Annotated in this window: 21 protein-coding genes and 1 riboswitch; of the genes, 9 read left to right on the top strand and 12 right to left on the bottom strand. The window is 64.2% G+C overall.

Annotated elements, in window-relative coordinates:
- Nucleotides 1-4: 4 nt before the first annotated feature.
- Complete coding sequence (locus MST27_RS01265) at nucleotides 5-721, bottom strand: 16S rRNA (uracil(1498)-N(3))-methyltransferase (RefSeq protein WP_243604192.1); 717 nt, start codon at nucleotides 719-721, stop codon at nucleotides 5-7.
- A gap of 84 nt (nucleotides 722-805) precedes the next feature.
- Nucleotides 806-2,212, bottom strand: a complete 1,407-nt coding sequence (locus MST27_RS01260) for an adenosylmethionine--8-amino-7-oxononanoate transaminase (protein WP_243604191.1) — start codon at nucleotides 2,210-2,212, stop codon at nucleotides 806-808.
- 162 nt (nucleotides 2,213-2,374) lie between these two features.
- Here MST27_RS01260 and MST27_RS01255 point away from each other — a divergent pair, with 162 nt between their 5' ends.
- From MST27_RS01255 to MST27_RS01235, 5 genes are all read left to right on the top strand, one after another.
- Nucleotides 2,375-2,932, top strand: a complete 558-nt coding sequence (locus MST27_RS01255) for a cytochrome b (RefSeq protein WP_243604190.1) — start codon at nucleotides 2,375-2,377, stop codon at nucleotides 2,930-2,932.
- Between the two features lie 19 nt (nucleotides 2,933-2,951).
- Nucleotides 2,952-3,527, top strand: a complete 576-nt coding sequence (locus MST27_RS01250) for a YceI family protein (RefSeq protein WP_243604189.1) — start codon at nucleotides 2,952-2,954, stop codon at nucleotides 3,525-3,527.
- 250 nt (nucleotides 3,528-3,777) lie between these two features.
- Nucleotides 3,778-4,911, top strand: coding sequence for an efflux RND transporter periplasmic adaptor subunit (locus MST27_RS01245; protein ID WP_243604188.1), 1,134 nt, complete (start codon nucleotides 3,778-3,780; stop codon nucleotides 4,909-4,911).
- A 24-nt stretch (nucleotides 4,912-4,935) separates the two neighbouring features.
- Nucleotides 4,936-8,073, top strand: a complete 3,138-nt coding sequence (locus MST27_RS01240) for an efflux RND transporter permease subunit (protein ID WP_243604187.1) — start codon at nucleotides 4,936-4,938, stop codon at nucleotides 8,071-8,073.
- On the top strand, nucleotides 8,070-9,500 hold the full coding sequence (locus tag MST27_RS01235) for an efflux transporter outer membrane subunit (protein WP_243604186.1): 1,431 nt from the start codon (nucleotides 8,070-8,072) through the stop codon (nucleotides 9,498-9,500). Before MST27_RS01240 ends, MST27_RS01235 begins: the two co-directional genes overlap by 4 nt.
- Before the next feature lie 66 nt (nucleotides 9,501-9,566).
- Here the strand turns inward: MST27_RS01235 and MST27_RS01230 are convergent, their stop codons facing one another.
- From MST27_RS01230 to MST27_RS01215, 4 genes are all read right to left on the bottom strand, one after another.
- The gene (locus MST27_RS01230; protein WP_243604185.1) at nucleotides 9,567-11,360 is read right to left on the bottom strand and encodes an RNA helicase RhlE2; all 1,794 of its coding nucleotides are present in this window, start codon (nucleotides 11,358-11,360) and stop codon (nucleotides 9,567-9,569) included.
- A 232-nt stretch (nucleotides 11,361-11,592) separates the two neighbouring features.
- Nucleotides 11,593-12,444 (bottom strand): methylenetetrahydrofolate reductase [NAD(P)H], encoded by an 852-nt coding sequence (gene metF / locus MST27_RS01225; RefSeq protein WP_243604184.1) that lies wholly within the window; start codon nucleotides 12,442-12,444, stop codon nucleotides 11,593-11,595.
- 134 nt (nucleotides 12,445-12,578) lie between these two features.
- The gene (gene ahcY / locus MST27_RS01220) at nucleotides 12,579-13,985 is read right to left on the bottom strand and encodes an adenosylhomocysteinase (RefSeq protein ID WP_243604183.1); all 1,407 of its coding nucleotides are present in this window, start codon (nucleotides 13,983-13,985) and stop codon (nucleotides 12,579-12,581) included.
- A 23-nt stretch (nucleotides 13,986-14,008) separates the two neighbouring features.
- A riboswitch (S-adenosyl-L-homocysteine riboswitch) is annotated at nucleotides 14,009-14,157 on the bottom strand.
- An 80-nt stretch (nucleotides 14,158-14,237) separates the two neighbouring features.
- Nucleotides 14,238-15,491 (bottom strand): cation:proton antiporter, encoded by a 1,254-nt coding sequence (locus MST27_RS01215; protein ID WP_243604182.1) that lies wholly within the window; start codon nucleotides 15,489-15,491, stop codon nucleotides 14,238-14,240.
- Nucleotides 15,492-15,661: 170 nt separating this feature from the next.
- Here MST27_RS01215 and MST27_RS01210 point away from each other — a divergent pair, with 170 nt between their 5' ends.
- Nucleotides 15,662-16,096 (top strand): hypothetical protein, encoded by a 435-nt coding sequence (locus MST27_RS01210; RefSeq protein WP_243604181.1) that lies wholly within the window; start codon nucleotides 15,662-15,664, stop codon nucleotides 16,094-16,096.
- Nucleotides 16,097-16,163: 67 nt separating this feature from the next.
- Nucleotides 16,164-16,610 carry a c-type cytochrome gene (locus MST27_RS01205; RefSeq protein WP_243604180.1) on the top strand — a complete coding sequence of 149 codons (447 nt, stop codon included), beginning with the start codon at nucleotides 16,164-16,166 and terminating at the stop codon, nucleotides 16,608-16,610.
- A gap of 23 nt (nucleotides 16,611-16,633) precedes the next feature.
- Here the strand turns inward: MST27_RS01205 and MST27_RS01200 are convergent, their stop codons facing one another.
- Entirely contained in the window at nucleotides 16,634-17,014 is a 381-nt protein-coding gene (locus tag MST27_RS01200) for a DUF1090 family protein (protein ID WP_243604179.1), read from the bottom strand.
- Between the two features lie 48 nt (nucleotides 17,015-17,062).
- On the bottom strand, nucleotides 17,063-18,742 hold the full coding sequence (ligB, locus tag MST27_RS01195; RefSeq protein ID WP_243604178.1) for an NAD-dependent DNA ligase LigB: 1,680 nt from the start codon (nucleotides 18,740-18,742) through the stop codon (nucleotides 17,063-17,065).
- Between the two features lie 293 nt (nucleotides 18,743-19,035).
- On the opposite strand from ligB, the gene MST27_RS01190 reads away from it, so the two are divergent.
- Complete coding sequence (locus tag MST27_RS01190) at nucleotides 19,036-19,965, top strand: ABC transporter ATP-binding protein (RefSeq protein ID WP_243604177.1); 930 nt, start codon at nucleotides 19,036-19,038, stop codon at nucleotides 19,963-19,965.
- Nucleotides 19,962-20,723, top strand: a complete 762-nt coding sequence (locus MST27_RS01185; protein ID WP_243604176.1) for an ABC transporter permease — start codon at nucleotides 19,962-19,964, stop codon at nucleotides 20,721-20,723. The genes MST27_RS01190 and MST27_RS01185 overlap by 4 nt, the downstream gene beginning before the upstream one ends.
- 62 nt (nucleotides 20,724-20,785) lie before the next feature.
- Here MST27_RS01185 and metK read toward each other — a convergent pair whose 3' ends face one another.
- From metK to MST27_RS01165, 4 genes are all read right to left on the bottom strand, one after another.
- A complete protein-coding gene (metK, locus tag MST27_RS01180) occupies nucleotides 20,786-21,976 on the bottom strand; it encodes a methionine adenosyltransferase (RefSeq protein WP_243604175.1) in 1,191 nt (396 codons plus the stop codon).
- 14 nt (nucleotides 21,977-21,990) lie between these two features.
- Nucleotides 21,991-22,992 (bottom strand): ArsR/SmtB family transcription factor, encoded by a 1,002-nt coding sequence (locus tag MST27_RS01175; RefSeq protein WP_243604174.1) that lies wholly within the window; start codon nucleotides 22,990-22,992, stop codon nucleotides 21,991-21,993.
- A gap of 73 nt (nucleotides 22,993-23,065) precedes the next feature.
- Nucleotides 23,066-23,668 carry a LysE family translocator gene (locus tag MST27_RS01170; RefSeq protein WP_243604173.1) on the bottom strand — a complete coding sequence of 201 codons (603 nt, stop codon included), beginning with the start codon at nucleotides 23,666-23,668 and terminating at the stop codon, nucleotides 23,066-23,068.
- On the bottom strand, nucleotides 23,665-24,561 hold the full coding sequence (locus tag MST27_RS01165; protein WP_243604172.1) for a TauD/TfdA family dioxygenase: 897 nt from the start codon (nucleotides 24,559-24,561) through the stop codon (nucleotides 23,665-23,667). The genes MST27_RS01170 and MST27_RS01165 overlap by 4 nt, the downstream gene beginning before the upstream one ends.
- Between the last annotated feature and the right edge of the window lie 125 nt (nucleotides 24,562-24,686).

Genomic DNA, 24,686 nt, shown 5'->3' with positions numbered 1-24,686 from the left:
CTGTCTAAAAATCCCCCCACAGCTGCTGCGCAACGCTCAATGCAACCACCGGCGCGGTTTCGGTACGCAGGACCCGAGGACCGAGTCGCGCCGGGTGAAAACCTGCCTGCATGGCTTGCTTGACTTCATCCTCGCTGAGCCCGCCTTCAGGCCCGATCAGGAAGGCCAGGGCACCTGGTGACGGGTGTGTCGAAAGCGGTTCGGCCACGGGATGCAGGACGAGTTTCAGGTCTGCCTGCACGGGCAGCCATTGCGGAAGCGGCCGTGGCGCATGAATGACCGGAATCACCGAGCGGCCACACTGTTCGCACGCGCTGATGGCAACCTGTCGCCAATGAGCCAGTCGCTTGTCCGCGCGCTCATCGTTCAGTCTCACCTCGCAGCGTTCGCTGATGATGGGCGTGATCTGCGCAACACCAAGTTCGGTTGCCTTCTGGATTGCCCAGTCCATGCGCTCCCCCCGTGACAGGCCCTGACCCAGGTGAATCTGCAGCTGCGGTTCAGGCTGCCCGGCGAACTGTTCGTGCAGGTTTACGCTGACCTGCCGCTTTCCGACCTCGATCAACTCGCCCAGAAACTCCATGCCGCTGCCGTCGAAGAGCTGCACGGCGGCTCCCTGGTTGAGCCGAAGCACGCGGCTGATGTAGTGCGCCGACGCTTCGGGCAGCGCGACGACGCCTAGCGCGAGCGGGGCGTCGATGAAAAAGCGGGACATTCGCATCGGAAACGGCCGGGGGGGAATCGGGTGGGAGGCTAGTCTAGCGTGGTCGCCGCGGCGCCAGAAGATCGCGGCGCCCGGCATCGCTCAGCCAGGGTCGCGGAAGGTGTCGGGCGCATCCGCCGGCAGCGCGACACTGATCCGCGCCTGGGTCGCGATGTCGATGCCTTCGCTGGCCACGTCGGCCAGAAAGTCGATCTGCTCTTCGGTGATGGTGTAGGGCGGCAGGAAATACACGACGCTCCCCAGTGGCCGCAACAGGGCACCGCGCTGTAGCGCGTGCTGGTAGACCTTGAGACCCCGGCGTTCTTGCCACGGATAGGGGGTACGGCTGGTCTTGTCCTGGACCATTTCGATGGCGAGCGCCATGCCGGTCTGGCGTACCTCGGCGACGTGCGGATGATCGACGAGATGAGCCGTGGCGCTGGCCATGCGAGCGGCCAGTGCTTTGTTCGCCTCGATGACCTGGTCCTGTTCGAAGATGTCGAGCGTCGCCAGCGCCGCCGCACAGGCGAGCGGGTTGCCGGTGTAGGTGTGTGAATGCAGGAAGGCCCGCAACGTCGTGTAGTCGTCGTAGAAGGCCTGGTACAGCGCGTCCGTGGTGAGGACGGCGGCCATGGGCAGGTAGCCGCCGGTCAGGGCTTTGGAAAGGCAGAGGAAATCCGGTGTGATCCCGGCCTGCTCACAGGCGAAGAAGGTGCCGGTACGCCCGAATCCCACCGCAATTTCGTCGTGAATCAGGTGCACATCGTAGCGGTCGCATGCCTCGCGGAGCAGCGTGAGATAGATGGGGTGATACATGCGCATCCCGCCTGCGCCCTGAATCAGCGGCTCGACGATGACGGCCGCGATCTGCGAATGGTGTTCGGCAAGCGTCTGTTCCATATGGGCGAACATCTGGCGCGAATGGTCTTCCCAGCTCATGCCGTCCGGCCGCAGGAAGCAATCGGGGCTGGGCACCTTGAAGGTGTCGAGCAGAAGCGGCTTGTAGGTGTCGGTGAACAGTGCGACGTCACCGACAGACATGGCTGCGACGGTTTCGCCGTGGTAGCTGTTGGTGAGGGTGACGAAACGTTGCTTTTCCGGACGACCCGTATTGCGCCAATAATGAAAGCTCATCTTTAGCGCCACTTCGATGCCAGTCGAGCCATTATCGGTGTAGAACACCCGCTCGAGCCCTGACGGTGCGAGCGCGACCAGGCGCTCCGACAACTCCACGACTGGTTGATGGGTGAATCCGGCCAGCATCACGTGTTCGAGCTGGTCGACCTGATCCTTGATGCGCTGATTGATACGCGGGTTGGCGTGGCCGAAGACATTGACCCACCAGGAACTGACCGCATCGAGATAGCGCTTGCCGTCGAAGTCCTCGAGCCACACACCCTCGCCACGTCTGATGGGAATCAGCGGTAGCTGCTCGTGATCCTTCATTTGCGTGCACGGATGCCAGAGAACGTCGAGGTCACGTCGCATCCAGCTGTCGTTCAGGCTCATGGTTCATCCCCTCTGTACAAAGGGCGGCAGCCTAGCAGAAAGCGACATCGCTCTTTCATGGCGACCTATCCGCTGCGTTGATAGTTTGAAACGAAAAAATGCGATTCATTTCGATCGGTTAGTCGTTAGGCTTAAGGCTCTCACGGTTTCGGAATCGTCAAGATGCAGTGGCGCAACAGTCCCCATAACTACGGTGCGGTCAGTATTGCCATGCACTGGCTTGTCGCGCTGACTGTGATCGGGCTCTTCGCCCTCGGTTACTGGATGGTCGGGTTGAACTACTACAGCAGCTGGTACCGCACTGCGCCGGACATACATAAGAGCGTCGGCCTGCTGCTGCTGGCGCTGATGGTGATTCGGGTCGTGTGGCGTTTCGCCAACCAGGGCCCGGCACCACTGGCCAGTCATGGGCGCTTCACCCGGCTGGCCACCAAGGCGGGCCATGGCGTGCTCTACGTCGGGCTGTTTGCCGTGATGATGTCCGGCTATCTGATCTCAACCGCCGACGGCCGACCGATCAGCGTGTTCGGGTGGTTCGAGGTGCCGGCCCTGATCACCTCCATCCCCGACCAGGAAGACGTTGCGGGGCTGGTTCACGAATACCTCGCGTGGGGCCTGATCATCCTGTCCGGCCTCCATGCGTTGGCGGCGCTGAAACACCATTTCATCGATCGCGATCCGACGCTCAAGCGCATGGTCGGGCGCGCCGATGCCTCTTGAACGACCAAAGGAGACCTCCATGTTGAAGAAAACCTTCACAGCACTTGTACTGGGCTCGGCATTGTTTGCGGGCCAGGCCATGGCCGCGGACTACACGATTGACAAGAAAGGCCAGCATGCCTTCGTCAATTTCAAGATCAGCCACCTCGGCTATAGTTGGCTGTGGGGGCGCTTCAACGACTTCGACGGCACTTTCAGCTTCGATGCCGAACAGCCCGAGGCCAGCAAGGTCGAGGTGACGCTGCAGACCGCCAGCGTGGACTCCAATCATGCCGAGCGTGACAAGCACCTGCGCAGCGAGGACTTCCTCAATGTGTCGGAGCACCCCACGGCAACATTCAAGTCCACGTCGGTCCGGTCCACCGGCGAAGGCACCGCTGACATCACCGGCGACCTGACGCTCAATGGCGTGACCAAGCCGGTCGTGATCACCGCCAAGTTCATTGGCGAAGGCAAGGATCCCTGGGGTGGCTACCGGGCGGGTTTTGAAGGCACCACGACGCTTCAACTGAAAGATTTCGACATCAAGATGGACCTCGGCCCAGCGTCGCAGAGCGTCGATCTCATCATTTCTGTCGAAGGCGTACGTCAATAACCGCCAGCAGTACACGAACGCCGGCGAAAGCCGGCGTTCTTTTTTCTGCCTCGCTTGCGGAACGCCCGAACCAGAGCGGTCCCCAGTGACCCGGCCAGTCATCGACCGCAGCGCCTGCATCCTCGCCTTCGACTACACATTCGATGTTTACAGACAGTCTTGAATGTAAGTATATTCCCCGGATTCTTACGTTCGAGTTTGCCCAGCCTGCGCCGCGCTGGGTCCCGTCTGATCTACGAGGTCACATTTCATGCCGTTCAAGCCAGCCAGTGCTGCCCTGGGTACCCTATTCGCCGTCGCCGTGCTCATCGCCGGATGCCAGGACGAAGCGGCGCCGCCTGCCGACGCGCAACAGCCTGAGGCACCGCAGGTTGGCATCGTGACACTACAGGCCGAGCCCTATGCGCTCACCACCGTCCTGCCGGGCAGGGCGCAGCCCTACCGGATCGCCGAGGTGCGGCCGCAGGTCGATGGCATCATCCAGAAGCGCCTGTTCACCGAAGGCAGCGATGTAAAGGCTGGACAGCAGCTCTATCAGATCGATGATGCCCTCTATCAGGCCACCTACAAGAGTACCCAAGCCAGTCTGGCATCGGCTAAATCACTGGCCGATCGTTACGCCCTGCTGGTGAAGGAGCAGGCGGTGAGCCAGCAGGCCCATGACGAAGCGCGTGCGGCCAGCCTGCAGGCGGAGGCCGAGCTCGAGCGCGCTCGCATCAACGTCCGCTATACCAAGGTGATGGCACCTATCTCCGGCCGCATCGGCCGCTCGGCAGTGACCGAAGGCGCTCTGGTCAGCGCTGGGCAGACGCAGGCGCTGGCGGTGATCCAGCAGCTCGATCCGATCTACGTCGACGTCACGCAGCCCGCGCGGGACCTGCTCAGTCTGCGACGTGACCTTGCCGAAGGACGTCTGGAGAAGGCCGGTGACAACGCCGCTAAGGCGACCCTGACGCTGGAAGATGGCAGCGCCTATCCGCATGAAGGCAAGCTGGAGTTTTCCGAAGTGTCGGTGGATTCGGGCACCGGGTCCGTCGTGCTGCGCGCCGTGTTCCCCAACCCAGACAAGGTATTGATGCCTGGCATGTTCGTGCACGCGCAGCTGGTTGCCGGGGTCAAGAGCGAAGCGATCCTCGCCCCGCAACAGGGCGTGACGCGCACTCCGACCGGGGAGGCCACCGCCATGGTGGTCGGCGCCGATGACAAGGTCGAAGTTCGCAAGATCGCGGCAGCACGCACCGTCGGCAACCGCTGGTTGGTCACCGAAGGCCTGGAGCCCGGGGACCGCCTGATTACCGAGGGGCTGCAGTTCATCCGTCCGGGTGTCCAGGTCAAGCCGGTGCCGGCGACTAACGTCGCTCCCGTTCAGTCGCAAGCCCAGTAAGGCCGAGCCGAGGATTAACCTTTAATGTCCAGATTCTTTATCGACCGGCCCATTTTTGCCTGGGTGATCGCACTGGTCATCATGCTGGCGGGCACGTTGTCCATCCTGTCCTTGCCGGTTCAGCAGTATCCCAGCATCGCGCCGCCTGCGGTCGGCATCTCGGTGAACTACCCGGGTGCGTCGGCGCAGACCGTGCAGGATACGGTGGTGCAAGTCATCGAGCAGCAGCTGAACGGCATCGACGGCCTGCGCTACATGTCTTCGGAGAGCAATTCCGACGGCAGCATGACCATCACCGTGACCTTCGAGCAGGGTACCGACCCTGACATCGCACAGGTCCAGGTACAGAACAAGCTGCAGCTGGCCACGCCACTGCTGCCGCTGGAAGTGCAGCAGCAGGGCATTCGGGTGACCAAGGCGGTACGCAACTTCCTGATGGTCATCGGCGTGGTATCCACGGACGGCAGCATGACCCGTGGCGACCTTTCGGACTACATCGTTTCCAACATTCAGGATCCCATTTCGCGTACCTCGGGCGTGGGTGACTTCCAGGTATTCGGTTCGCAGTACGCCATGCGGATCTGGCTCGACCCGGCCAAGCTGAACAACTTCGCGCTGACGCCAAGCGACGTGGGGCAGGCGATCGAAGCGCAGAACGTCCAGGTGTCCGCGGGGCAGTTCGGTGGCCTGCCAGCCGTGCCGGGGCAGCAGCTGAGTGCAACGATCATCGGCAAGACACGTCTGCAGACGCCGGAGCAGTTCCGCGAGATCCTGCTGAAGGTCAATAGCGACGGTTCGCAGGTACGCCTGGGGGATATCGCCCGGGTCGAGCTGGCGGAGCAGAGTGCGGCGATCAGCGCCCTCTACAACGGCATGCCGGCCTCCGCCATGGCGATCAAGCTGGCAACGGGCGCCAACGCGCTGGACACCGCCAATGCGGTGCGCGCGACTATCGAGGAGCTGAAGCCGTTCTTCCCGGCCGGGATGGAAGTCGTCTATCCCTACGACACCTCTCCGGTGGTGTCGGCTTCGATCACGGGCGTGGTCCATACCTTGTTCGAGGCCATCGCGCTGGTCTTCCTGGTGATGTACCTGTTCCTGCAGAATTTCCGCGCCACCTTGATCCCGACGCTCGCCGTACCGGTGGTTCTGCTCGGGACGTTTGGCGTCCTTGCGGCGTTCGGCTTCAGCGTCAACACGCTCACCATGTTCGCCATGGTTCTGGCGATCGGCCTGCTGGTGGATGACGCCATCGTCGTGGTGGAAAACGTCGAGCGGGTAATGGCCGAAGAAGGGCTGTCGCCTCGCGAGGCGACGCGCAAATCCATGTCGCAGATTCAGGGCGCGCTCGTCGGTATCGGGCTGGTGCTATCGGCCGTATTCGTGCCCATGGCTTTCTTCGGTGGTTCGACGGGCGTGATTTACCGGCAGTTTGCAATCACCATCGCCTCGGCCATGACGCTGTCGGTGCTGGTCGCGCTGATTTTCACCCCAGCGCTCTGCGCCACACTGCTCAAGCCCGTCGCCAAGGGGCAGCATCACGAAAAGCGCGGTTTCTTCGGCTGGTTCAACCGAACCTTCGAGCGTGGCGTGGGGGGCTACGAGAAAGGCGTGCGCAGCGTGCTCAAGCGCAAAATTCCGTTCCTGCTGCTGTACGGTGTGATCGTTGCGATCATGGCGGTGCTCTTCACCCGGCTGCCCAGCTCGTTCCTGCCTGATGAGGACCAGGGTGTGCTGTTCGTCCAGGTCCAGACGCCAGCCGGCTCGACCGCCCAGCGCACCCAGCAGACGATCGATGCGATGCGTGAGTACCTGTTGAAGGAAGAATCGGATGTGGTGAAGTCCGTGTTCACCGTAACCGGCTTCAACTTTGCCGGGCGCGGGCAGAATTCGGGCCTGGCGTTCATCGGCCTGAAACCCTGGGATGAGCGCACCGGCGAAGGTCAGGACGTTGCGTCCCTGGCCCAGCGTGCCCAGGCTCGCTTCGCCTCGTTCCGCGACGCCATGGTGTTCGCCTTTGCGCCGCCGGCGGTAATGGAGCTGGGTAACGCCACGGGCTTCAACCTGTTCCTCCAGGACCGGGCGGGCGTTGGCCATGATGTGCTCATGAATGCGCGCAACCAGTTTCTCGGACTGGCGGCCGAGCACCCCGCCCTGGCTGGGGTGCGCCCCAACGGACTTAACGACGAACCGCAATATCAGCTCCAGATCGATGACGAGAAGGCGCGGGTGCTGGGGGTCTCGCTGAGCGCGATCAACCAGACCCTGTCGATCGGCTGGGGTTCGAGCTATGTCAATGACTTCATCGACCGGGGTCGCGTCAAGCGGGTGTACATGCAGGGCGAAGCCAGTGCCCGGATGAACCCCGAGGACCTCGACAAGTGGTACGTACGCAACGACGCCGGCGAGATGGTGCCGTTTAGCGCCTTTGCCAGTGGCGAATGGGTCTATGGCTCGCCCAAACTGTCGCGCTACAACGGCGTCTCGGCAATGGAGATTCTCGGTCAGGCGGCTCCGGGCTACAGCTCCGGCGATGCCATGGCCGCTGTAGAGGAGATCGCGCAGAAGCTGCCTCAGGGGGTGGGTATCTCCTGGACGGGCCTGTCCTACGAGGAACGGTTGTCGGGCGATCAGGCTCCGGCGCTGTACGCCTTGTCCTTGCTGGTGGTGTTCCTCTGTCTGGCAGCACTGTACGAAAGCTGGTCGATTCCGTTTGCCGTCATGCTCGTGGTGCCACTGGGTGTGATCGGTGCGCTGCTGGCGACGCTGGGGCGTGGTTTGTCGAACGACGTGTTCTTCCAGGTCGGTCTGCTGACGACCATCGGCCTCACCGCGAAGAACGCGATCCTGATCGTCGAGTTCGCCAAGGATCTGCATGAGGAGGGTATGAGCCGATTCGATGCCGCGGTACAGGCTTGCCGCATGCGACTCCGTCCCATCGTCATGACCTCGCTGGCCTTCACGCTCGGCGTGGTTCCGCTTGCGCTCGCCAGCGGCGCCGGAGCCGGCAGCTCGCATGCCATCGGTACGGGCGTCATCGGTGGCATGGTGACCGCTACCCTGCTGGTGATTTTCTGGGTGCCGTTGTTCTATGTTCTGGTGTCCTCGCTGGGTGATCGCAAGAAAGACGCCCCCGAAGCGCCTAATGGAGATGCGCAATGAACAAGTCCGTATTGACGTTGGCGTTGCTGGCGGCCCTTAGCGGTTGCTCGCTGATTCCCGAATACCAGCGCCCCGACGTGCCCACCGCCCAAGCCTGGCCCGAGGGCGAGGCCTATGCCGGTACTGATGGCGCGGTGGCGGGGCAGCAGGCGCCGCTGGGCTGGGAAGCCTTCTTCCGTGATCCGACACTGCGTCAACTGATAGGCGTGGCACTGGAGAACAACCGGGACTTGCGCGCAGCCGCGTTGAATGTCGAGGCGTATCGCGCCCTGTACCGCATTCAGCGCGCCGACCTGCTGCCGGCCGTCTCGGCTGACGGCTCCGGCAGCCGCACCCGTACCCCGGGGGACCTCAACCAGTCCGGACAAAGCGCAATCAGCTCTCAGTACAGCGCCACCTTGGGCGTCTCGTGGGAGCTCGATCTGTTCGGCCGACTGGGCAGCCTTCGTGAGCAGGCCTTGCAGGAATTCTTCGCCACGGCGGCGGCGCAGCGCAGCACCCAGATCAGCCTGATCGCCAGTGTCGCCAATGCGTGGCTGACCTTGCAGGCCGATCATGCGTTGCTGCAGGTCAGCCGCGATACGCTCAAGACCTATGAGGAAAGCCTGTCGCTCACCCAGCACAGCTTCGATGTGGGCGTCGCGTCATCGCTCGAGCTGAGCCAGGCCCGTAGCGCCGTGGACACGGCGCGCGTCAGCATCGAGCGCTACACCCGGCAGGTCGCTCAGGACCGCAATGCCTTGATTCAGCTGCTCGGGCAGAACCTGCCCACCGGCCTTGCATCTGCCGGGGATCTCGAGCGGGACCAGCTGGCGCCGGTGCCTGTTGGGCTGCCTTCCGACCTGCTCTACATGCGTCCTGACATCATCCAGGCCGAGTATCAGTTGCGTGCGGCCAACGCGAACATCGGGGCGGCACGGGCCGCGTTCTTTCCGAGCATCAGCCTGACGGGGGCGGCAGGTAGCGCCAGTAGTGAGCTGTCCGGCCTGTTCGAAGGGGGATCGCGGTACTGGAACTTCTCGCCGAGCATCAGCGTGCCGATCTTCAACGCCGGCCAGCTGCGCGCCAACCTCGATTACGCGCAGATCAGCCGCAACATCCAGGTCGCGCAATACGAGTCGGCGATCCAGGCTGCGTTCCGCGAGGTGTCCGACGGCCTGGCCGCGCAGGCGACCTATATCCGTCAGGTGCAAGCCCAGCGAGACCTGCTGGAAACCAGCGAGGATTACTACCGTCTGGCCGAGCGCCGCTATCGTACCGGGGTCGATAGCTACCTGACGCTTCTGGATGCTCAGCGGCAGCTGTTCGAGGTCAAGCAGCAGTACATCACGGATCGTCTCGCGCAGATGACCAGTGAGGTCGATCTGTTCAAGGCGTTGGGCGGCGGCTGGGATGCCCAGGCGCATCCGCTGCCCGCCGAGGGCTGACACGCCAGCCAAATGAAAACGCCGCCCTGGTTGCCCAGGGCGGCGTTTTTCATGGTCAAGCCAGGCTCAGCGATTGCGTGTGAGCAGCGCCGGCTTCTCTCCGCGGGGGCGCGTTGGCAGCTGCTCGAGTTGCTCGATGCTCGGCAGGCGGTCGATCTTCGACTCCTTGTGGATGATCACCGGCTGTTTTTCCTTTGGCTTCTCGGCTGCCATCTCACGACGCGGACCGCCCATGTCTTCGCGACGGGGCTCGTTCTTGCGGCGGGGTTGGCCACCGCGTGCAGCTTGTCCAGCTTGTCCGTTGCGCTTGCCTTTCCCGCCAGCAGCGTTGCGTGGGGCGGCGGCTGCGCGAGGCTGACCGTTCGCCTGACCCGCGCCACCGGAACGGCGGCCACGGCCGGTCTGGTTCTGGTAAGGGCTGACGTAATCGACACGGTTGCCGAAGTTGTCTACCTCATCGTCGAGGAAGACTTCCGGGTCACGGTCGTTGGGCAGACGGGGCGGGCGGTTGACCGTCGCGGCGGTATTCTGCTCCGCCGCCGGTGCACTGCCGCGGGCATTGCGCGGTTTGCTGCGATTGCGCCGATTGCGATTGCGATCTTTCGGCTCGGACTCCGCCTCGGCCGCTTTCGCCCGTGGCTTGCGCTCGGCATTGCGCGCCGGCCTCGGTTGACGGGCTTCGCGTGTTTCGGGTTTTTCCACTTCGATGCTGTCGGCATCGAAGCCCATCAGGTCACCGTCCTGGATTTTCTGCTTGGTCATCCGTTCGATGCTCTTGAGCAGTTTTTCCTCATCGGGCGCTACGAGGGAGATGGCTTCCCCGCTGCGGCCGGCTCGGCCGGTGCGGCCGATGCGGTGCACGTAGTCTTCTTCAACGTTGGGCAGCTCGAAGTTGACGACGTGGGGCAACTGATCGATATCCAGGCCGCGGGCGGCGATATCGGTGGCGACCAGAATGCGCACCTGGTTGGCCTTGAAGTCGGCGAGGGCCTTGGTCCGCGCGTTCTGGCTCTTGTTGCCATGAATCGCCGCAGCCGGCAGGCCGTGCTTGTCCAGGTACTCGGCCAGGCGGTTGGCGCCATGCTTGGTGCGGGTGAAGACCAGCACCTGTTCCCAGGCACCCTGGGTGATCAGGTGAGCGAGCAGGGCGCGCTTGTGGCTGGCCGGCAGGTGGAAAACGCGCTGCTCGATACGCTCGACGGTGGTGTTTGGCGGCGTGACTTCGATGCGCTCGGGATCATGCAGCAGCTTGTTCGCCAGGTCGGTGATGTCCTTGGAGAAGGTCGCCGAGAACAGCAGGTTCTGGCGCTTGGCCGGTAGCTTGGCCAGGACCTTCTTGACGTCATGGATGAAGCCCATGTCGAGCATGCGATCGGCTTCGTCGAGGACCAGAATCTCTACCTTGGACAGGTCGATGGCGTTCTGGCCGACCAGATCGAGCAAGCGACCGGGGCAGGCGACGAGCACATCGAGCCCCTTGGCGATCGCCTGAATCTGCGGATTCATGCCGACACCGCCGAAGATGCAGGCGCTCTTCAGCGGCAGGTCGCGTGCGTAGACCTTGAAGCTGTCGTGCACCTGCGCGGCGAGCTCGCGCGTGGGCGTCAGAACGAGGACGCGTGGCTGGCGTGCAGCGTGGCGGTGTTCCCGGTCGGGATGGCCGCCCGGAAAGAGAATTTCAAGGACGGGGAGGGCGAAGCCACCGGTCTTTCCGGTTCCCGTCTGTGCGGCGACCATCAGGTCGCGTCCTTGCAACACGGCGGGGATGGCCCGCTGTTGCACCGGTGTAGGCTGGGTATAGCCGGCGGCCTCGACGGCACCGGCCAAAGCCTCGGAGAGACCGAGGGAAGCAAAGGACATGAGAAATCCTGTCTTGTTAGGGCGATGCCCTGGGATGGTCATGCCTGGCCTGAATCGCGACTGGCGTGCGATCCCGTCCGGTCCTGCCGCATCTGCTGATGCCGGCATCCGGGCGTAAGCCTGGCGGAAGCGCGGAGTATAACAGAGCCTGTTCACACCGCATTGGTACGACAGTGTGGCAGTTCGCAGGTTCATTGACCAGCTCCCAATTTTGCGGGAGCTGGTCAGTGATTCAGCGTGCCAGCTTCAGGTTGTGCCACACCGCCAGGCTGGGCTCGGCCTGGTTCAGGGTATAGAAATGCAGCCCCGGGGCGCCGCCCGCGAGCAGTTTCTCGCACATCTCAGAGATGACTTGCGTGCCGAACGCCTGGATGCTCGCCATGTCGTCGCCATAGGCCTCGAGCTGCTTGCGCACCCAGCGCGGGATCTCCGCGCCACAGGCATCGGAGAAGCGGGCCAGCTTGCTGTAGTTGGTGATCGGCATGATGCCGGGCACGATGGGCGTATCGACGCCCAGCTTGCGGACCCGCTCGACGAAATAGAAGTAGCAGTCAGCATTGAAGAAGTACTGGGTGATGGCACTGTCGGCGCCAGCCCGAGCCTTGCGTACGAAGTTCGCCAGGTCGTCTTCGAAATTGCGCGCTTGCGGATGCATTTCCGGGTAGGCGGCGATCTCGATATGGAAGTGGTCGCCGGTCTCGGCGCGAATGAACTCCACCAGCTCGTTGGCATAGCGCAGCTCGCCGCTGGCCATGCCCATACCCGACGGCAGGTCGCCGCGCAGGGCGACGATGCGCTGGATGCCGGCATCCTTGTAGAGGTTCAGCAGCTCACGCAGCTCGGCCTTGGTATCGCCGACGCAGGACAGGTGCGGCGCGGTGGGGATCTTTACCTCGCCGTCGAGCTGCAGCACGGTGTTGAGCGTGCGGTCGCGTGTCGAGCCACCGGCACCGTAGGTGCAGGAGAAAAAATCAGGTTTGTATTCGGCCAGCCGGTGTGCGGCGGCCAGCAGTTTTTCGTGCCCGGCTTCGGTCTTGGTAGGGAAGAACTCGAAGCTGATGGAGGGGCGAGGGGATGTGCTCATGGAACGAATCCGGGTGGTTGGGCGCGTGCGCCCAAAACGTCCTTTATCGCGGGAGGCCGAAGGCTCGAACCTGAAAGAAAGCGGCTGTGCCGTCTCGTCATCCAGTGCTCTGGCCTTCCGCCTCCAGCGGCTTTTTAGTAGCGGTAGCTGTCCGGCTTGAACGGGCCTTCGACCTCGACGCCAATGTACTCGGCCTGCTTGGGCGTGAGCCTGGTCACGACGCCACCGAAGCCCTTGACCATTTCCAGCGCGACTTCCTCGTCGAGCTTTTTCGGCAGGACCATGACGGTGACGTTCCGGGTCTTCTCGGCGACCGGCAGGTCGGCGAACTTGCCGTTGTAGAGGTGGATCTGCGCCAACACCTGGTTGGCGAACGAGCCGTCCATGATCCGGCTCGGGTGGCCGGTGGCGTTGCCCAGGTTCACCAGGCGGCCTTCGGCGAGCAGGATTAGGTAATCATCGTTGGCCGGATCGACCTGCTTGCCGGTGCGGTGGATCTTGTGCACCTGCGGCTTGACCTCTTCCCAGCCCCAGTTCTGACGCATGAAGGCGGTGTCGATCTCGTTGTCGAAGTGGCCGATGTTGCAGACCACGGCACGCTTCTTCAGCGCCTTGAGCATGCCGGCATCGCAGACGTTGGCGTTGCCGGTGGTGGTGACGATCAGGTCGATCTTGCCCAGCAGCGCCTTGTCGATGCTGGCGTCGGTGCCGTCGTTCTGGCCGTTCAGGTAGGGCGAGACGACCTCATAGCCGTCCATGCAGGCCTGCATGGCGCAGATCGGGTCCACTTCGCTGACCTTGACGATCATGCCTTCCTGACGCAGCGAGGCGGCCGAGCCTTTGCCCACGTCGCCGTAGCCGATCACCAGCGCCTGCTTGCCCGACAGCAGGTGGTCGGTGGCGCGCTTGATGGCGTCGTTGAGGCTGTGGCGGCAGCCGTATTTGTTGTCGTTCTTGCTCTTGGTGACCGAGTCGTTGACGTTGATCGCCGGAATCTTCAGGGTGCCTTTCTTCAGCATGTCCTGCAGGCGGTGCACGCCGGTGGTGGTCTCTTCGGTCACGCCATGCACGCGCTCGAGCACCTGCGGGTACTTGTCGTGCAGGATCTGGGTCAGGTCACCGCCGTCGTCCAGCACCATGTTGGCGTCCCACGGCTGGCCGTCCTTGAGGATGGTCTGCTCGATGCACCACTCGTACTCGTCTTCGGTCTCGCCCTTCCAGGCGAACACCGGGATGCCGGCGGCGGCGATGGCGGCAGCGGCCTGGTCCTGGGTGGAGAAGATGTTGCACGAAGACCAGCGCACCTCGGCGCCCAGTGCCGTCAGCGTCTCGATCAGCACGGCGGTCTGGATCGTCATGTGGATGCAGCCGAGAATCTTGGCGCCCTTGAGTGGCTGCTCGGCGGCATATTTGCGGCGCAAGGCCATCAGCGCGGGCATTTCCGACTCGGCGATGATGATTTCGCGGCGGCCCCAGTCGGCCAGGGAAATGTCGGCGACCTTGTAGTCGTTGAAACCGGCAGGCGTCATGACAGCGCTCATTGAAGAGTTCTCCATTCGTTTTGTGCGAATGGGCGCCGTTGATGCGTATGGTTAACGCCCTGTCCGAGCCTGACAGGTGGAGCCGTCTGGATCTGCTGCGGCGCGACAGGTCAGCCGCGCGGCTTGCGAGATTTAGACAGGCTTCCGCCCTGCTGCAGCGCCCCTCGGACAGGTGGCGGGCACGGCCGAACGGTGTCGGCTGTGTGAAACCCGGCGAGTATAGCCGTGACCGCGGGCAATCCCAAGCCCGACTCAGTGCCGCTCGCCGCTCTGCTGCATGCATATCCGGCGCACCAGGCGACCGATGCTCAGCCCTTGGACCAAGATCGAGAACAGCACCACCAGGTAGGTGATGTTGAGCAGCAGGTTGCGCTCCTCGCTGGCCGGCAGCGCGAGGACCAGGGCCACCGAAATGCCCCCGCGCAGGCCGCCCCAGGTGAGGATGCGCACTGTACCGCTCGGCAGCGCTCGGCCCGTCCGGCGCAGCAGAAGGGCGGGTGGCCCGACGGCGACCAGCCGTGTGCCGAGGATCAGCAAGGTGATGCACAGCGCGATCAGCAGGTACTGTGCGCTGAATGGCAGCAGCACGAGCTCCATGCCGATCAACACGAAGAGCACCGCATTGAGGATTTCGTCGAGCAGCTCCCAGAAGTTGTCGAGGTTTTCCCGGGTGTGCGGCGACATCGCATGGCGGCGCCCCTGGTTGCCGATGATCAGGCCGGCCACGACCATGGCGATCGGGCCGGACACGTGCAGGTGCGTCGCCAGCGTATAGCCACCGAGCACCAGCGCCAGCGTCAGCAGGACCTCCACCTGGTATTGATCGATGCTCTTGAGCAGGGCGAAGGTCAGGGCGCCGAGCAGCGCGCCGAGCAGCATGCCGCCACCGGCCTCCTCGACGAACAGCCACACCGCCTCTCCCGCGCTCGGCGCTTCACCGCGGGCCAGCACGCCGAGCAGCACGGTGAAGACCACCACCGCGACCCCATCATTGAACAGCGATTCGCCGACGATGGTGGTTTCCAGCGCCTTGGGCGCGCCCGCCGAACGCATGATGCCGAGTACGGCGATGGGGTCGGTCGGTGAGATCAGCGCGCCAAACAGCAGGCAGTAGATCAGCGGCGGCTGCAGACCGAACAGCTCAAGCAGCCACCAGCTGCCGACGCCGATCACGGCGGTCGAAAACAGTACGCCGACGGTCGCCAGCAGCCCGATGGCCCAACGGTGCGCCCGCAGGTCCGACAGGTTGATGTGCAACGCGCCGGCGAACAGCAGAAAGGAGAGCATCCCGTCCATCAGCAGGTGGTTGAAATCAATGCGCCCGACCAGCGCTTCGATCCGCTGCTCGAACGCTGGCAACCCCAGCATCGCCAGGCCGTGCAGCAAGACCGAGAACACCAGTGCCGTTGCCATCACGCCGATGGTGGGCGGCAGACCGATGAAGCGATAGTTGAGGTAGGCGAGTAGCGCGGTGAGGCTGATGAAGATGGCGGACAGTTCCAGCATGCGGATTTCAGGGCCTGTCAGGTGGGTGGTGTTCTGTTGACCCTGCCCGGCCCGGATTGGTGCCGAGCGGCCACCGGCCTCCGGCGGACGAACTCCTCACGCATCCTGCGGGTCGAAGCCTCAGGGTTCGGTGAACCTCGCCGGGCGAATGTCCTCAGGAGCTGCCAACCATGAACATCGCGTTCCGTGCTGTCCTGCTAGCCGTTGCCGCCATGCTGAGCCTGCCGGCGGCGGCCAATTCCTGCTACGTCACCGTCGATACGTCGGGCGCCGTGCCGCCGCCTGTGGTGACAGAAAAGTGCTTCGAATACCAGGGCGTCGAAGATGACGCCATCGACTGGGTCTGCCAGGACAACGAGGCAGTGAAGAACACCCGCAACGAAATCCGCGACAGCTGCCCGACTGGTTATTTCGGCGTCTGTACCGCCGCCATGACGCCCGAAACCCTGGCGAATGAGCGCGCCACCGGCAGCCAGGCGACCGATACGCCCGCACCGACGACCGTGCCGGAGGATGCGCGCATCGTGACCTACAACTACGCCGCGAGCGATCGTGCGCAAGCCAAGATCGATTGCGAAAGCGCGGGCGGTCAATGGTCGCAGTAAGCCGGTTTGGCGAATCGATTGGCAGCGGGGATAATCTCGGCCCGTCCCGTTGCTGATCGAGTGGCCCATGAAGTTGCTGCCGTTGTGTGTTTCGCTGCTTGCCGTCCTCGCCGTGTCCGGCTGCGACCGTATCGACCCCAATTCCCCGCTCGGCAAGCGTAAGGCGATCTATCAGCAGATGCTCGACGTCAAGGAGGACCTGGGCGGGATGCTGCGAGGTCGCCTGGCGTTCGATCCGCAGGGTTTTGCCAGCGGTGCGGTGACGCTCGATGACCTGTCGCGCCAGCCGTGGCAGTACTACCCCGAGGCCAAGGAGGCGGGTAGCGATGCGCGTGATGAAGTCTGGCAGCAGCAGGCGCGGTTCAACGAACTGGCGCGAGAGCTCGAGGCGCGCACCGCGGCGCTGGTATCGGCGACCACGTCAGGCCCGTTGACGGCTGCAGGTGTCGCACCGGCGTTCCAGCAGGTCGAAGACGCCTGCGAGGCCTGCCACAAGGAGTTTCGCAACTATTGATCCGCTGGCGCCTGGACGACCGGTCAGCGCTTGGCCGCCTCGAGTTGCCGGCGGGCATGATCGAGGCGCCGCTTGCTCAGTTCGATCCGCGCCGGATCGCCGCTGCCCAGCGCTTCTCGCAGCTGGGCTTCGCGCTCGTCGGCCAGGCGCGTCGCCCGCTCGATCGCCAGGTGATTGGGTTGCACCGGAGTGACGCCGCGGCACTGCTTGGCCAGCGCCTGCAGCTGCTCTTCCAGGGCGCTGCGTCTGGCCTTGTCGCCCTTTAGTCGCGCTTCGGTGATCTGCTCTCCAATCGCTCGTCTTGCGTCGGCGCAAGGGTCTGCTGGGTCCGGTGCCGCCATCGCCCATTGCCCCAGACCGGCACAGAGGGCCAATGGAAGCAGGATGTATCGCCTGGCAATCATGCACGCTCCGTTCTTATTGTTCTTGCCTTGAGACTGAAGCAGGGCCGCTTAGTGCCCTTGGAAGCCGGCGATGCCTTCGGCCATCAGCAGCCGTTGCAGCCTCTGCGCATCGGCCGAGGCGAAGAACGCCTGCAGTTGCTGCGCCCGCCGCGCCCCGATGCCGGGCTCGGCTTGCCACTGCGCCTGGCTGCGCGCCGCCAGTGTCTGCCAGTTTTCTTCGCTTGCCGGGCTATAGCCTGGCGGCAGGCCGATGGCGCGCAGCCAGGCGTCGAAGGTCCGCGTGCGGGCCAGGCGGAAGCTTGCGGTCAGTTGGCGCGCGCTCTTTTCGCCGATGCCCGGCGTCTGCCGCAGCCGGGCTTCATCGAGGGTCAGCCAGTCAAGCAGGCCGTGCAGCGCGCCGGTCTCGACCAGACGCTTCCAGGTGCCCGGGCCGAGGTGTGGCAGGTCCAGGCCCTGCTTGCCGCCGAGCCAGACGAGCCGGGCAAGAAACTGCTGCTCGCAGCCGGGCGTCGGTTGCCAGCAACTGAGTGCATGATAAGCGTCGGGTTCGGGCGCCTCGATCGCGTGCCGCTGCTGGGCACGCCAGGCGACGCCCTCGAAGCGCGGTATGGTATGCCCGGCGAGGCCCAGGGTGATCTGGTCGCCGGGCAACACCTTCGCTTCCCGCCAGCGATCCACCGAGCCAAGGCTGACGCGGCTGATGCGGCGGCCGTCCAGTTCGAGGGGGTCGAGTTCGAGGATCGGCGTGATGCGCCCGCTGCGGCCGATGCTGAAGGTTACCTCGCGAACTTCGGCCAGCGCGGTGCGCAATGGATACTTCCAGGCCGCGGCCCAGTGCGGTGGTTCGGCCCGCCAGCGCGAGGCGTCGGGGCGGCGACCCTGGCGCAGCACCACGCCGTCGCTGGCGAAGGGCAGCGGTTGGCGATACCAGGTGTCGCGCCAGTGGGCAGCACTCTCCGAGGTCGCCACGGGACGGGTCAGCGCCGCGCTCTCGCCGAAGCCCATCGCAGCGAGGCCGTCGAGGCGGGCTTGCATGCCGTTCGGGCCGTTCGGCCAGTCCCAGACGAACAGGCCGATATTCGCGGCCTCATCCTTGCCCAGCGACTCGCGCGCCATCGCGCCGGCCACCTTGCCACGCGCGCCCGCACCGCCGGCACGCGCCTGGACATGATCCTTGAGCCGCCAGTACAGCTCGCCCTGCAGTATCACCTCGCCCAACTGAGCCAGGCGGTCGGGCACCGCCGGCAGCCGCCGCACCGTGTCGGTCCAGTCCTGCCCGCGCCGACCGTCGCCGCGGCTGATGGCGGCGGCCAGCTGCCCGTCGCGGTAGTGCAGCGTCACGGCCACACCGTCAACCTTTGGCTGGATCCACAGGTCGCCGCGCGCGCGCATCCAGGTGGCGACGGCCGCTTCGTCAGCCAGTTTCGCCAGGCCGGTCTGCGCCACCGGGTGGGGGCGCTCGCCCGAAGCGGTAGCCAGTGGATCGGGCAGGGCAGCGGCGCTGCCCGGAAAGCAGCGCTGCCAGTGCTCGAGGCGCTGGTTCGCCTGGTCGTAAATTTCATCCTCGACCAGCGCGACGCCGCGGCGGTGGTAGGCGTCGTTCCACTCGGCCAGCTGCTGGCGCAAGGCCGTGCTTTCCGTCTGGACGCGGTCGGGCGACCAGTCGGGGCAGTCGGCGGATGAAAATGACGCGACGAGGCAAAGCGATAACGCGATGAGGCGTTGCATGAGGAGCGTCCTTGCTCAAATGGGGCGCTCATGATGCCGTGATGCGGCGCAGCTCGCCGTGCGCTGGCTCATGTTGAATGCGCAGCGCGATGCCTTGCTCCTGGCGTGCGGACTGAACCATGTCCGCCCCTGACGGCCTGAACAACACATTGTGCCGACGCATGCCGGGCGCCAGGCCGGCGCCCTTGCGCCTGGTCAGGCTGCGTGCTGGCTTCGAACCATGTCATGTCGGTTAGCACGCTAAACAAACGCGCCTTACAATCGCCAGCCAACCCTTGCGGAGTTACCCAGCAGTGCAGCCTGTGATATCCATCGAGAAGCTGAGCAAGACCTACGCGTCGGGCCATCCGGCGCTCAAACAGATCGACCTCGAGATCCGCAAGGGCGAGATATTTGCCCTGCTCGGCCCCAATGGGGCGGGCAAGACCACGCTGATCAGCATCATTTGCGGCATCGTCAACCCCGGCGGGGGGCGCGTGCTGGTCGACGGCTTCGACATCGTCGGGGATTACCGCGACGCGCGCTCGAAGATCGGCCTGGTGCCGCAGGAACTGTTCAACGAGGGTTTCGAGAGCGTCTGGGCCACGGTGCGTTTTTCCCGCGGATTGTTCGGCAAGGCGCCGGACGATGCCTACCTGGAAAAGCTGCTGCGTGACCTTTCGCTGTGGGACAAGCGCAAGGCGCGCATCATCGAGCTGTCCGGCGGCATGAAGCGGCGGGTGATGATTGCCAAGGCGCTGTCCCACGAGCCGAGCATCCTCTTTCTCGACGAGCCGACCGCGGGCGTGGATGTCGAGTTGCGCCGCGACATGTGGGAGATGGTCCGCGGCCTGCGCGAGCGGGGCGTGACCATCATTCTCACCACGCACTACATCGAGGAAGCCGAGGAGATGGCCGACCGCATCGGGGTGATCAGCAAGGGCGAGATCATTCTGGTCGAGGACAAGCAGGAGTTGATGCAAAAGCTCGGCACGAAGCAGCTCACGCTGCACCTGCAGCGACCGCTGGCAGAGATCCCGACGGAGCTGGCCGGCTACCCGCTGGAGTTGGTCGACACCGGTAACCAGCTGGTGTTCACCTTCGATGCGCAGCACGAGGACACCGGCATCGCCGACCTGCTCAAGCGCCTGGCCGAGCACGGCATCGATTTCAAGGACCTGCAGTCGAGCCAGAGTTCACTGGAGGAAATTTTCGTCAGCTTGGTAAAGGGCAGCCGCACATGAATTTCCACGCAATACGCGCCATCTACCTGTTCGAGCTGGCACGGACCTGGCGGACGCTGCTGCAAAGTATCGCCACGCCAGTCATTTCCACCTCGCTGTATTTCGTCGTCTTCGGCTCGGCCATCGGCTCGCGGATGGAGGCGATGCACGGCATCCCCTACGGCGCTTTCATCATTCCCGGGCTGATCATGATGGCGCTGCTCACCGAAAGCATTTCCAACGCCTCGTTCGGCATCTACATGCCGCGCTATTCGGGGACCATCTACGAAGTGCTGTCGGCACCGGTGTCCTATCTGGAGATCGTCATCGGCTACGTTGGTGCGGCGGCGACCAAGTCGATCATCCTCGGCGTGGTGATCCTGCTCACGGCGCGGTTGTTCGTCGACTACCAGATCGCCCATCCCTTCGTGATGGCGCTGTTCCTGGTGCTGACGGCGGTGACCTTCTGCCTGTTCGGCTTCATCATCGGCATCTGGGCGGACGGCTGGGAAAAGCTGCAGATAGTGCCGTCGCTGATCGTCATGCCGCTGGCCTTCCTGGGCGGCAGTTTCTATTCCATCGAGATGCTGCCGCCGTTCTGGCAGAACGTCACGCTGTTCAATCCCGTGGTGTACCTGATCAGCGGATTCCGCTGGAGCTTCTACGGCGTGTCGGATGTCAATGTCGGCATCAGCCTGGGGATGACGCTGGGCTTCCTCGCACTGTGCCTGGTGCTGATCGGCTGGATCTTCAAGACCGGTTACCGGCTGAAGAACTAGCGCCGGCCCGGCACGAAAAAGCCCCGCTCAGCAAACGCTGGCGGGGCTTTTTTTTGCGCCGGTCAGAGCCCGGCGGCAGCGCGCAGGGCGTCGGCCTTGTCGGTCTTTTCCCAAGTGAACGCGGTGAAGGTGTCGCCACCGACCGTCATTTCATATGGGTCGCGACCAAAGTGGCCGTAGGCCGCGGTGGCCTTGTACATCGGGTGCAGCAGGTCGAGCATGGTGGTGATGGCGTACGGCCGCAGGTCGAAATGCTCGCGGACCAGGGTCACGATCCGCTCGTCGCTGAGCTTGCCGGTGCCGAAGGTGTTGATCGAGATCGAGGTCGGCTGGGCCACGCCGATGGCGTAGGAAACCTGGATTTCGCAGCGATCGGCCAGGCCGGCAGCGACGATGTTCTTCGCCACGTAGCGCCCGGCGTAGGCAGCGCTACGGTCGACCTTGGACGGGTCCTTGCCGGAAAAAGCGCCGCCGCCGTGACGGGCCATGCCGCCGTAGGTGTCGACGATGATCTTGCGTCCGGTCAGGCCGCAGTCACCCACCGGGCCGCCGATGATGAACTGGCCGGTCGGGTTGATGTGGAACTGGGTGTCCTTGTGCAGCAGTTCGGCCGGAATCACGTGCTTGACGATCAGCTCCATCACCGCTTCCTTGAGGTCGGAATGCTTGACCTCCGGGTTGTGCTGGGTGGACAGCACGATGGCGTCGATACCGACCACCTTGCCACCTTCGTAACGGCAGGTGACCTGGCTCTTGGCGTCCGGGCGCAGCCAAGGCAGCAGGCCGTTCTTGCGCGCTTCGGCCTGGCGCTCGACCAACGCGTGGGAGAAGCGGATCGGTGCGGGCATCAGCACGTCGGTCTCGTTGCTGGCGTAGCCGAACATCAGGCCCTGGTCGCCGGCGCCCTGGTCTTCCGGCTTGCTGCGGTCGACGCCCTGGGCGATGTCCACCGACTGCTTGCCGATGATGTTGATGATGCCGCAGGTGGCGCCGTCGAAACCGACGTCCGAGCTGTTGTAGCCGATGTCGATGATGACGTCGCGCACCAGTTGCTCCAGATCGACCCAGGCGCTGGTGGTCACTTCACCGGCGACGATGGCGACGCCCGTCTTGACCAGGGTCTCGCAGGCCACGCGGGCGTGCTTGTCCTCGGCGATGATGGCGTCCAGCACCGCATCGGAGATCTGGTCGGCGATCTTGTCCGGATGCCCTTCGGACACGGACTCGGAGGTGAAAATCGAATATTCGCTCATCTATCGGTTTCCTATTACCGGTGGGTGAGTCGGCTGTCAGGGGTGGGCCGGGAAAAGTACCGGGCCTGGATCTGAAAACCGTTCTTCAAGCCAATGTAGAGGCTCTCGCCGGGCGTGAGCCCCGCGGCATCGGCCCAACGGGCCAGATCGTCCTGTTCGAAGCCCAACCAGAGATCGCCGCAGGCCTCCCTGGCCCAACTCTGGTTGTGGCTGCACAGCTCGGTGACCAGCAGGCTGCCGCCCGCGTTCACCAGCCGCGCCAGTTGCTTGAATGCTTCACCCGGCGCGGCCAGGTGGTGCAAGACCATGTTCAGCACCACGCAGTCGGCCGACGGACATTCGTCCTGCAGGGCGTCGGCAAGTTTCAGTTCGACGTTGCCCAACCCATCGCGCTCGCAACGAGTGCGCGCCAGATCGAGCATGGCCGGGCTGTTGTCGATCGCGACCACCTGGGCGAAGCGCTGCGCGAGGTCGGGCAGAAAACTGCCGTCCCCGGGCCCGACTTCCAGTGCAGTGGCCTGCTTCGGAAAATTCAGCGCATCGAGCAGGGCCACCACGCTGTCACGGTACTGCGGCAGGCCGGCGATCATGTCCTGCCGCGCCTGGAAGCTGCCGGCCATGCGCGCGAAGAAGTCCTCGCTGGCGGCGTTGCGCTGGGCATGCACCGCCCCGATCCGCGCCTGCACATCGGCCGGCAGGACCAACTGGTCGACTTCCTCGAGCAGCGCGGCGTGAAGGCGCCCGCCCAGGCTGTCGGCCTGCGGCAGGGCGCGTCGATAGAAAATGGCGTTGCCCTCGCGTCGGGTGGCGAGCAGCCCGGCCTGGGTCAGCACCTTGAGGTGATGGCTGATGCCTGACTGACCGGTGGCGAAGATCTGCGCCAGTTCGAGTACGCCAAACGAGTCGCTGGCCAGCGCGCGCAGAACGTTCAGCCGCAGCGAATCGCCGCCGGCCTTGCACAGGGCGGCGAGCTGGTCGCTGTGATCGAACGAGATCCGGGGAATGCGCAGGCTCATAGGCGGCGCAGTCTAGTCGGTCGTTTTTCGTCCAGCAATGCCAATATCAAAAAGTTTTGATATTGGCTGTCGCTCAATGGATCAGGCTATTGACGCCCATGCCGCAGGACACCAGGCCCAGGCCCAGCAGGAAGAAGCTCGGCACCAACTCCAGCGCCCGTTGCAGCCCTTCGCGGCTCGCCAACTGGCGGGACACCAGGCTGTAGGTCACCAGCACCGAGATGTCCACCAGCGCCCAGATCGCGATCAGGGTCACCGCCTGCGGGGCGAAGGGTTGCGCCGGCAGGATGAAGCCGGGCAGGAAGGCGAGGAAGAACAGGATGTCCTTGGGGTTGGACAACCCTACCGCCATGGCACGCCAGAAGTAATGCGACTGTGGGCGCGGTGCATCCTGGGCGTCGCCGCCACCGCCGCAGAGCCCATCCGCACCGAGCCAGATGAGGTAGAGCCCGCCGATCACCTGCCCCCATTCGAGGATGATCGGCTGCATGTCCAGCGCCAGGTAGATCAGCACCAGGGCGGCGATCATCAGCACCTGCGCCGAAAGCACGCCGCCCAGGATGGTCCAGGCCGGCCAGCTGCGCCGGGCGTCGGCGATGACCAGCGCGACCACCGGTCCCGGCGAGGCGATCAGCAAGACGACGGCGGCGGCGAAGGCGAGGTAGGTAGCAGTCATAGTTCGGTCACCAGTTCGAAAATGCGCGACTGTTTGCCCAGCCGCTCGGTGTAGAACCGCTGGTTGCAACTGGCGAAGGTGCGTTGCATCCAGCGGTCGTTGCCATCGAAGTGCGCCGTGAAAGGGCTGCGTGCATGCGCGGTGCGACGGTTGTCGATCACCAGCAGATCGCCGCGCCTCATGCGCACGGGTTCGACGACGTCCCAGGCGATGGTGCGCAGCCGGTCCAGGGCGTGCTGCGCGCGGTCGCTGTAGGCGACCATGAATTGCGGGTCGAAGCGCAGGAAGGGGGCGTCCGGGTCGCCGTAGAGCACCGTCTGGTGCTTGTCGATGTCGATCCGCTGGTTCTTCTCGCAGGGGCCGTAATCCGAGAGGAAGTTGTAGGGCTCGTTGAGGAAGAACACCTGGTCTTCATAGGAAAGGCGCTCGAGAATGCGCTCGGCCGAGGCGATGTAGGTGATGGCCTCGGCAGCCGGATCCTGGCGCAGGCAGAGCAGCAGCAAGTAATCCGGCTGGATGGCATGGAAGGCGTTTTCGGTGTGCAGGTCCAGCTCGGTGTCGAAGCTGTCCGAGGTCGCGGCACGCGACTGGTTCTGTAGCGGGAAGAAGTTGTTGACGATGGCCCCACCCGACTCCTGCACATAACCGATCGGCTCGCCAAGCAGCGCGGTGGCCTGCAACAGCAGGCGCTCGCTGCGGGTGTCCGGCTTGTCCAGCGCATGGCGCGAGGCGGGGGTCGGTGGGATCTCGCCGATCTCAGTGTCTTCCAGCAGCAGGAAGCCCTTGGCGTTGCCGAACAGTTTGAAGTCGAGGATCTGCGCCATCTGCGCCTGACTGAGCCCCCCGTGGCGAATGCTGGCAGATAAAAGTTGGTCAAACTCGCGTGTGGGCATGTCATCCTTCCCTAGCGTTATGTGCGGCGTAGGCCTTGTTCTGGTGCCGGTGCCATTGCAATGCTGGCCCGGTAGCCGGCGAGTATTGGTGGGGGGCAGAGGGTTGCAAAATGGAAAAAACGGCC

This window comes from Stutzerimonas marianensis (assembly GCF_022810315.1).
GTDB lineage: Bacteria > Pseudomonadota > Gammaproteobacteria > Pseudomonadales > Pseudomonadaceae > Stutzerimonas > Stutzerimonas marianensis.
The sequence above is the reverse complement of the archived record's forward strand: the minus strand, read 5'-3'. Positions and strand labels throughout refer to the sequence as shown.

Excerpts from the sequence above, each read along its gene's own strand:
- MST27_RS01245 (WP_243604188.1), top strand. The coding sequence starts at position 3,778 with ATGCCGTTCAAGCCAGCCAGTGCTGCCCTGGGTACCCTATTCGCCGTC.
- MST27_RS01265 (WP_243604192.1), bottom strand. The coding sequence starts at position 721 with ATGCGAATGTCCCGCTTTTTCATCGACGCCCCGCTCGCGCTAGGCGTC.
- ahcY (WP_243604183.1), bottom strand. The coding sequence starts at position 13,985 with ATGAGCGCTGTCATGACGCCTGCCGGTTTCAACGACTACAAGGTCGCC.
- MST27_RS01175 (WP_243604174.1), bottom strand. The coding sequence starts at position 22,992 with ATGAGCCTGCGCATTCCCCGGATCTCGTTCGATCACAGCGACCAGCTC.
- MST27_RS01250 (WP_243604189.1), top strand. The coding sequence starts at position 2,952 with ATGTTGAAGAAAACCTTCACAGCACTTGTACTGGGCTCGGCATTGTTT.
- MST27_RS01260 (WP_243604191.1), bottom strand. The coding sequence starts at position 2,212 with ATGAGCCTGAACGACAGCTGGATGCGACGTGACCTCGACGTTCTCTGG.
- MST27_RS01255 (WP_243604190.1), top strand. The coding sequence starts at position 2,375 with ATGCAGTGGCGCAACAGTCCCCATAACTACGGTGCGGTCAGTATTGCC.
- MST27_RS01215 (WP_243604182.1), bottom strand. The coding sequence starts at position 15,491 with ATGCTGGAACTGTCCGCCATCTTCATCAGCCTCACCGCGCTACTCGCC.
- ligB (WP_243604178.1), bottom strand. The coding sequence starts at position 18,742 with ATGCAACGCCTCATCGCGTTATCGCTTTGCCTCGTCGCGTCATTTTCA.
- MST27_RS01205 (WP_243604180.1), top strand. The coding sequence starts at position 16,164 with ATGAAGTTGCTGCCGTTGTGTGTTTCGCTGCTTGCCGTCCTCGCCGTG.
- MST27_RS01200 (WP_243604179.1), bottom strand. The coding sequence starts at position 17,014 with ATGATTGCCAGGCGATACATCCTGCTTCCATTGGCCCTCTGTGCCGGT.
- metF (WP_243604184.1), bottom strand. The coding sequence starts at position 12,444 with ATGAGCACATCCCCTCGCCCCTCCATCAGCTTCGAGTTCTTCCCTACC.
- MST27_RS01230 (WP_243604185.1), bottom strand. The coding sequence starts at position 11,360 with ATGTCCTTTGCTTCCCTCGGTCTCTCCGAGGCTTTGGCCGGTGCCGTC.
- MST27_RS01165 (WP_243604172.1), bottom strand. The coding sequence starts at position 24,561 with ATGCCCACACGCGAGTTTGACCAACTTTTATCTGCCAGCATTCGCCAC.
- MST27_RS01185 (WP_243604176.1), top strand. The coding sequence starts at position 19,962 with ATGAATTTCCACGCAATACGCGCCATCTACCTGTTCGAGCTGGCACGG.
- MST27_RS01240 (WP_243604187.1), top strand. The coding sequence starts at position 4,936 with ATGTCCAGATTCTTTATCGACCGGCCCATTTTTGCCTGGGTGATCGCA.
- metK (WP_243604175.1), bottom strand. The coding sequence starts at position 21,976 with ATGAGCGAATATTCGATTTTCACCTCCGAGTCCGTGTCCGAAGGGCAT.
- MST27_RS01210 (WP_243604181.1), top strand. The coding sequence starts at position 15,662 with ATGAACATCGCGTTCCGTGCTGTCCTGCTAGCCGTTGCCGCCATGCTG.
- MST27_RS01170 (WP_243604173.1), bottom strand. The coding sequence starts at position 23,668 with ATGACTGCTACCTACCTCGCCTTCGCCGCCGCCGTCGTCTTGCTGATC.
- MST27_RS01235 (WP_243604186.1), top strand. The coding sequence starts at position 8,070 with ATGAACAAGTCCGTATTGACGTTGGCGTTGCTGGCGGCCCTTAGCGGT.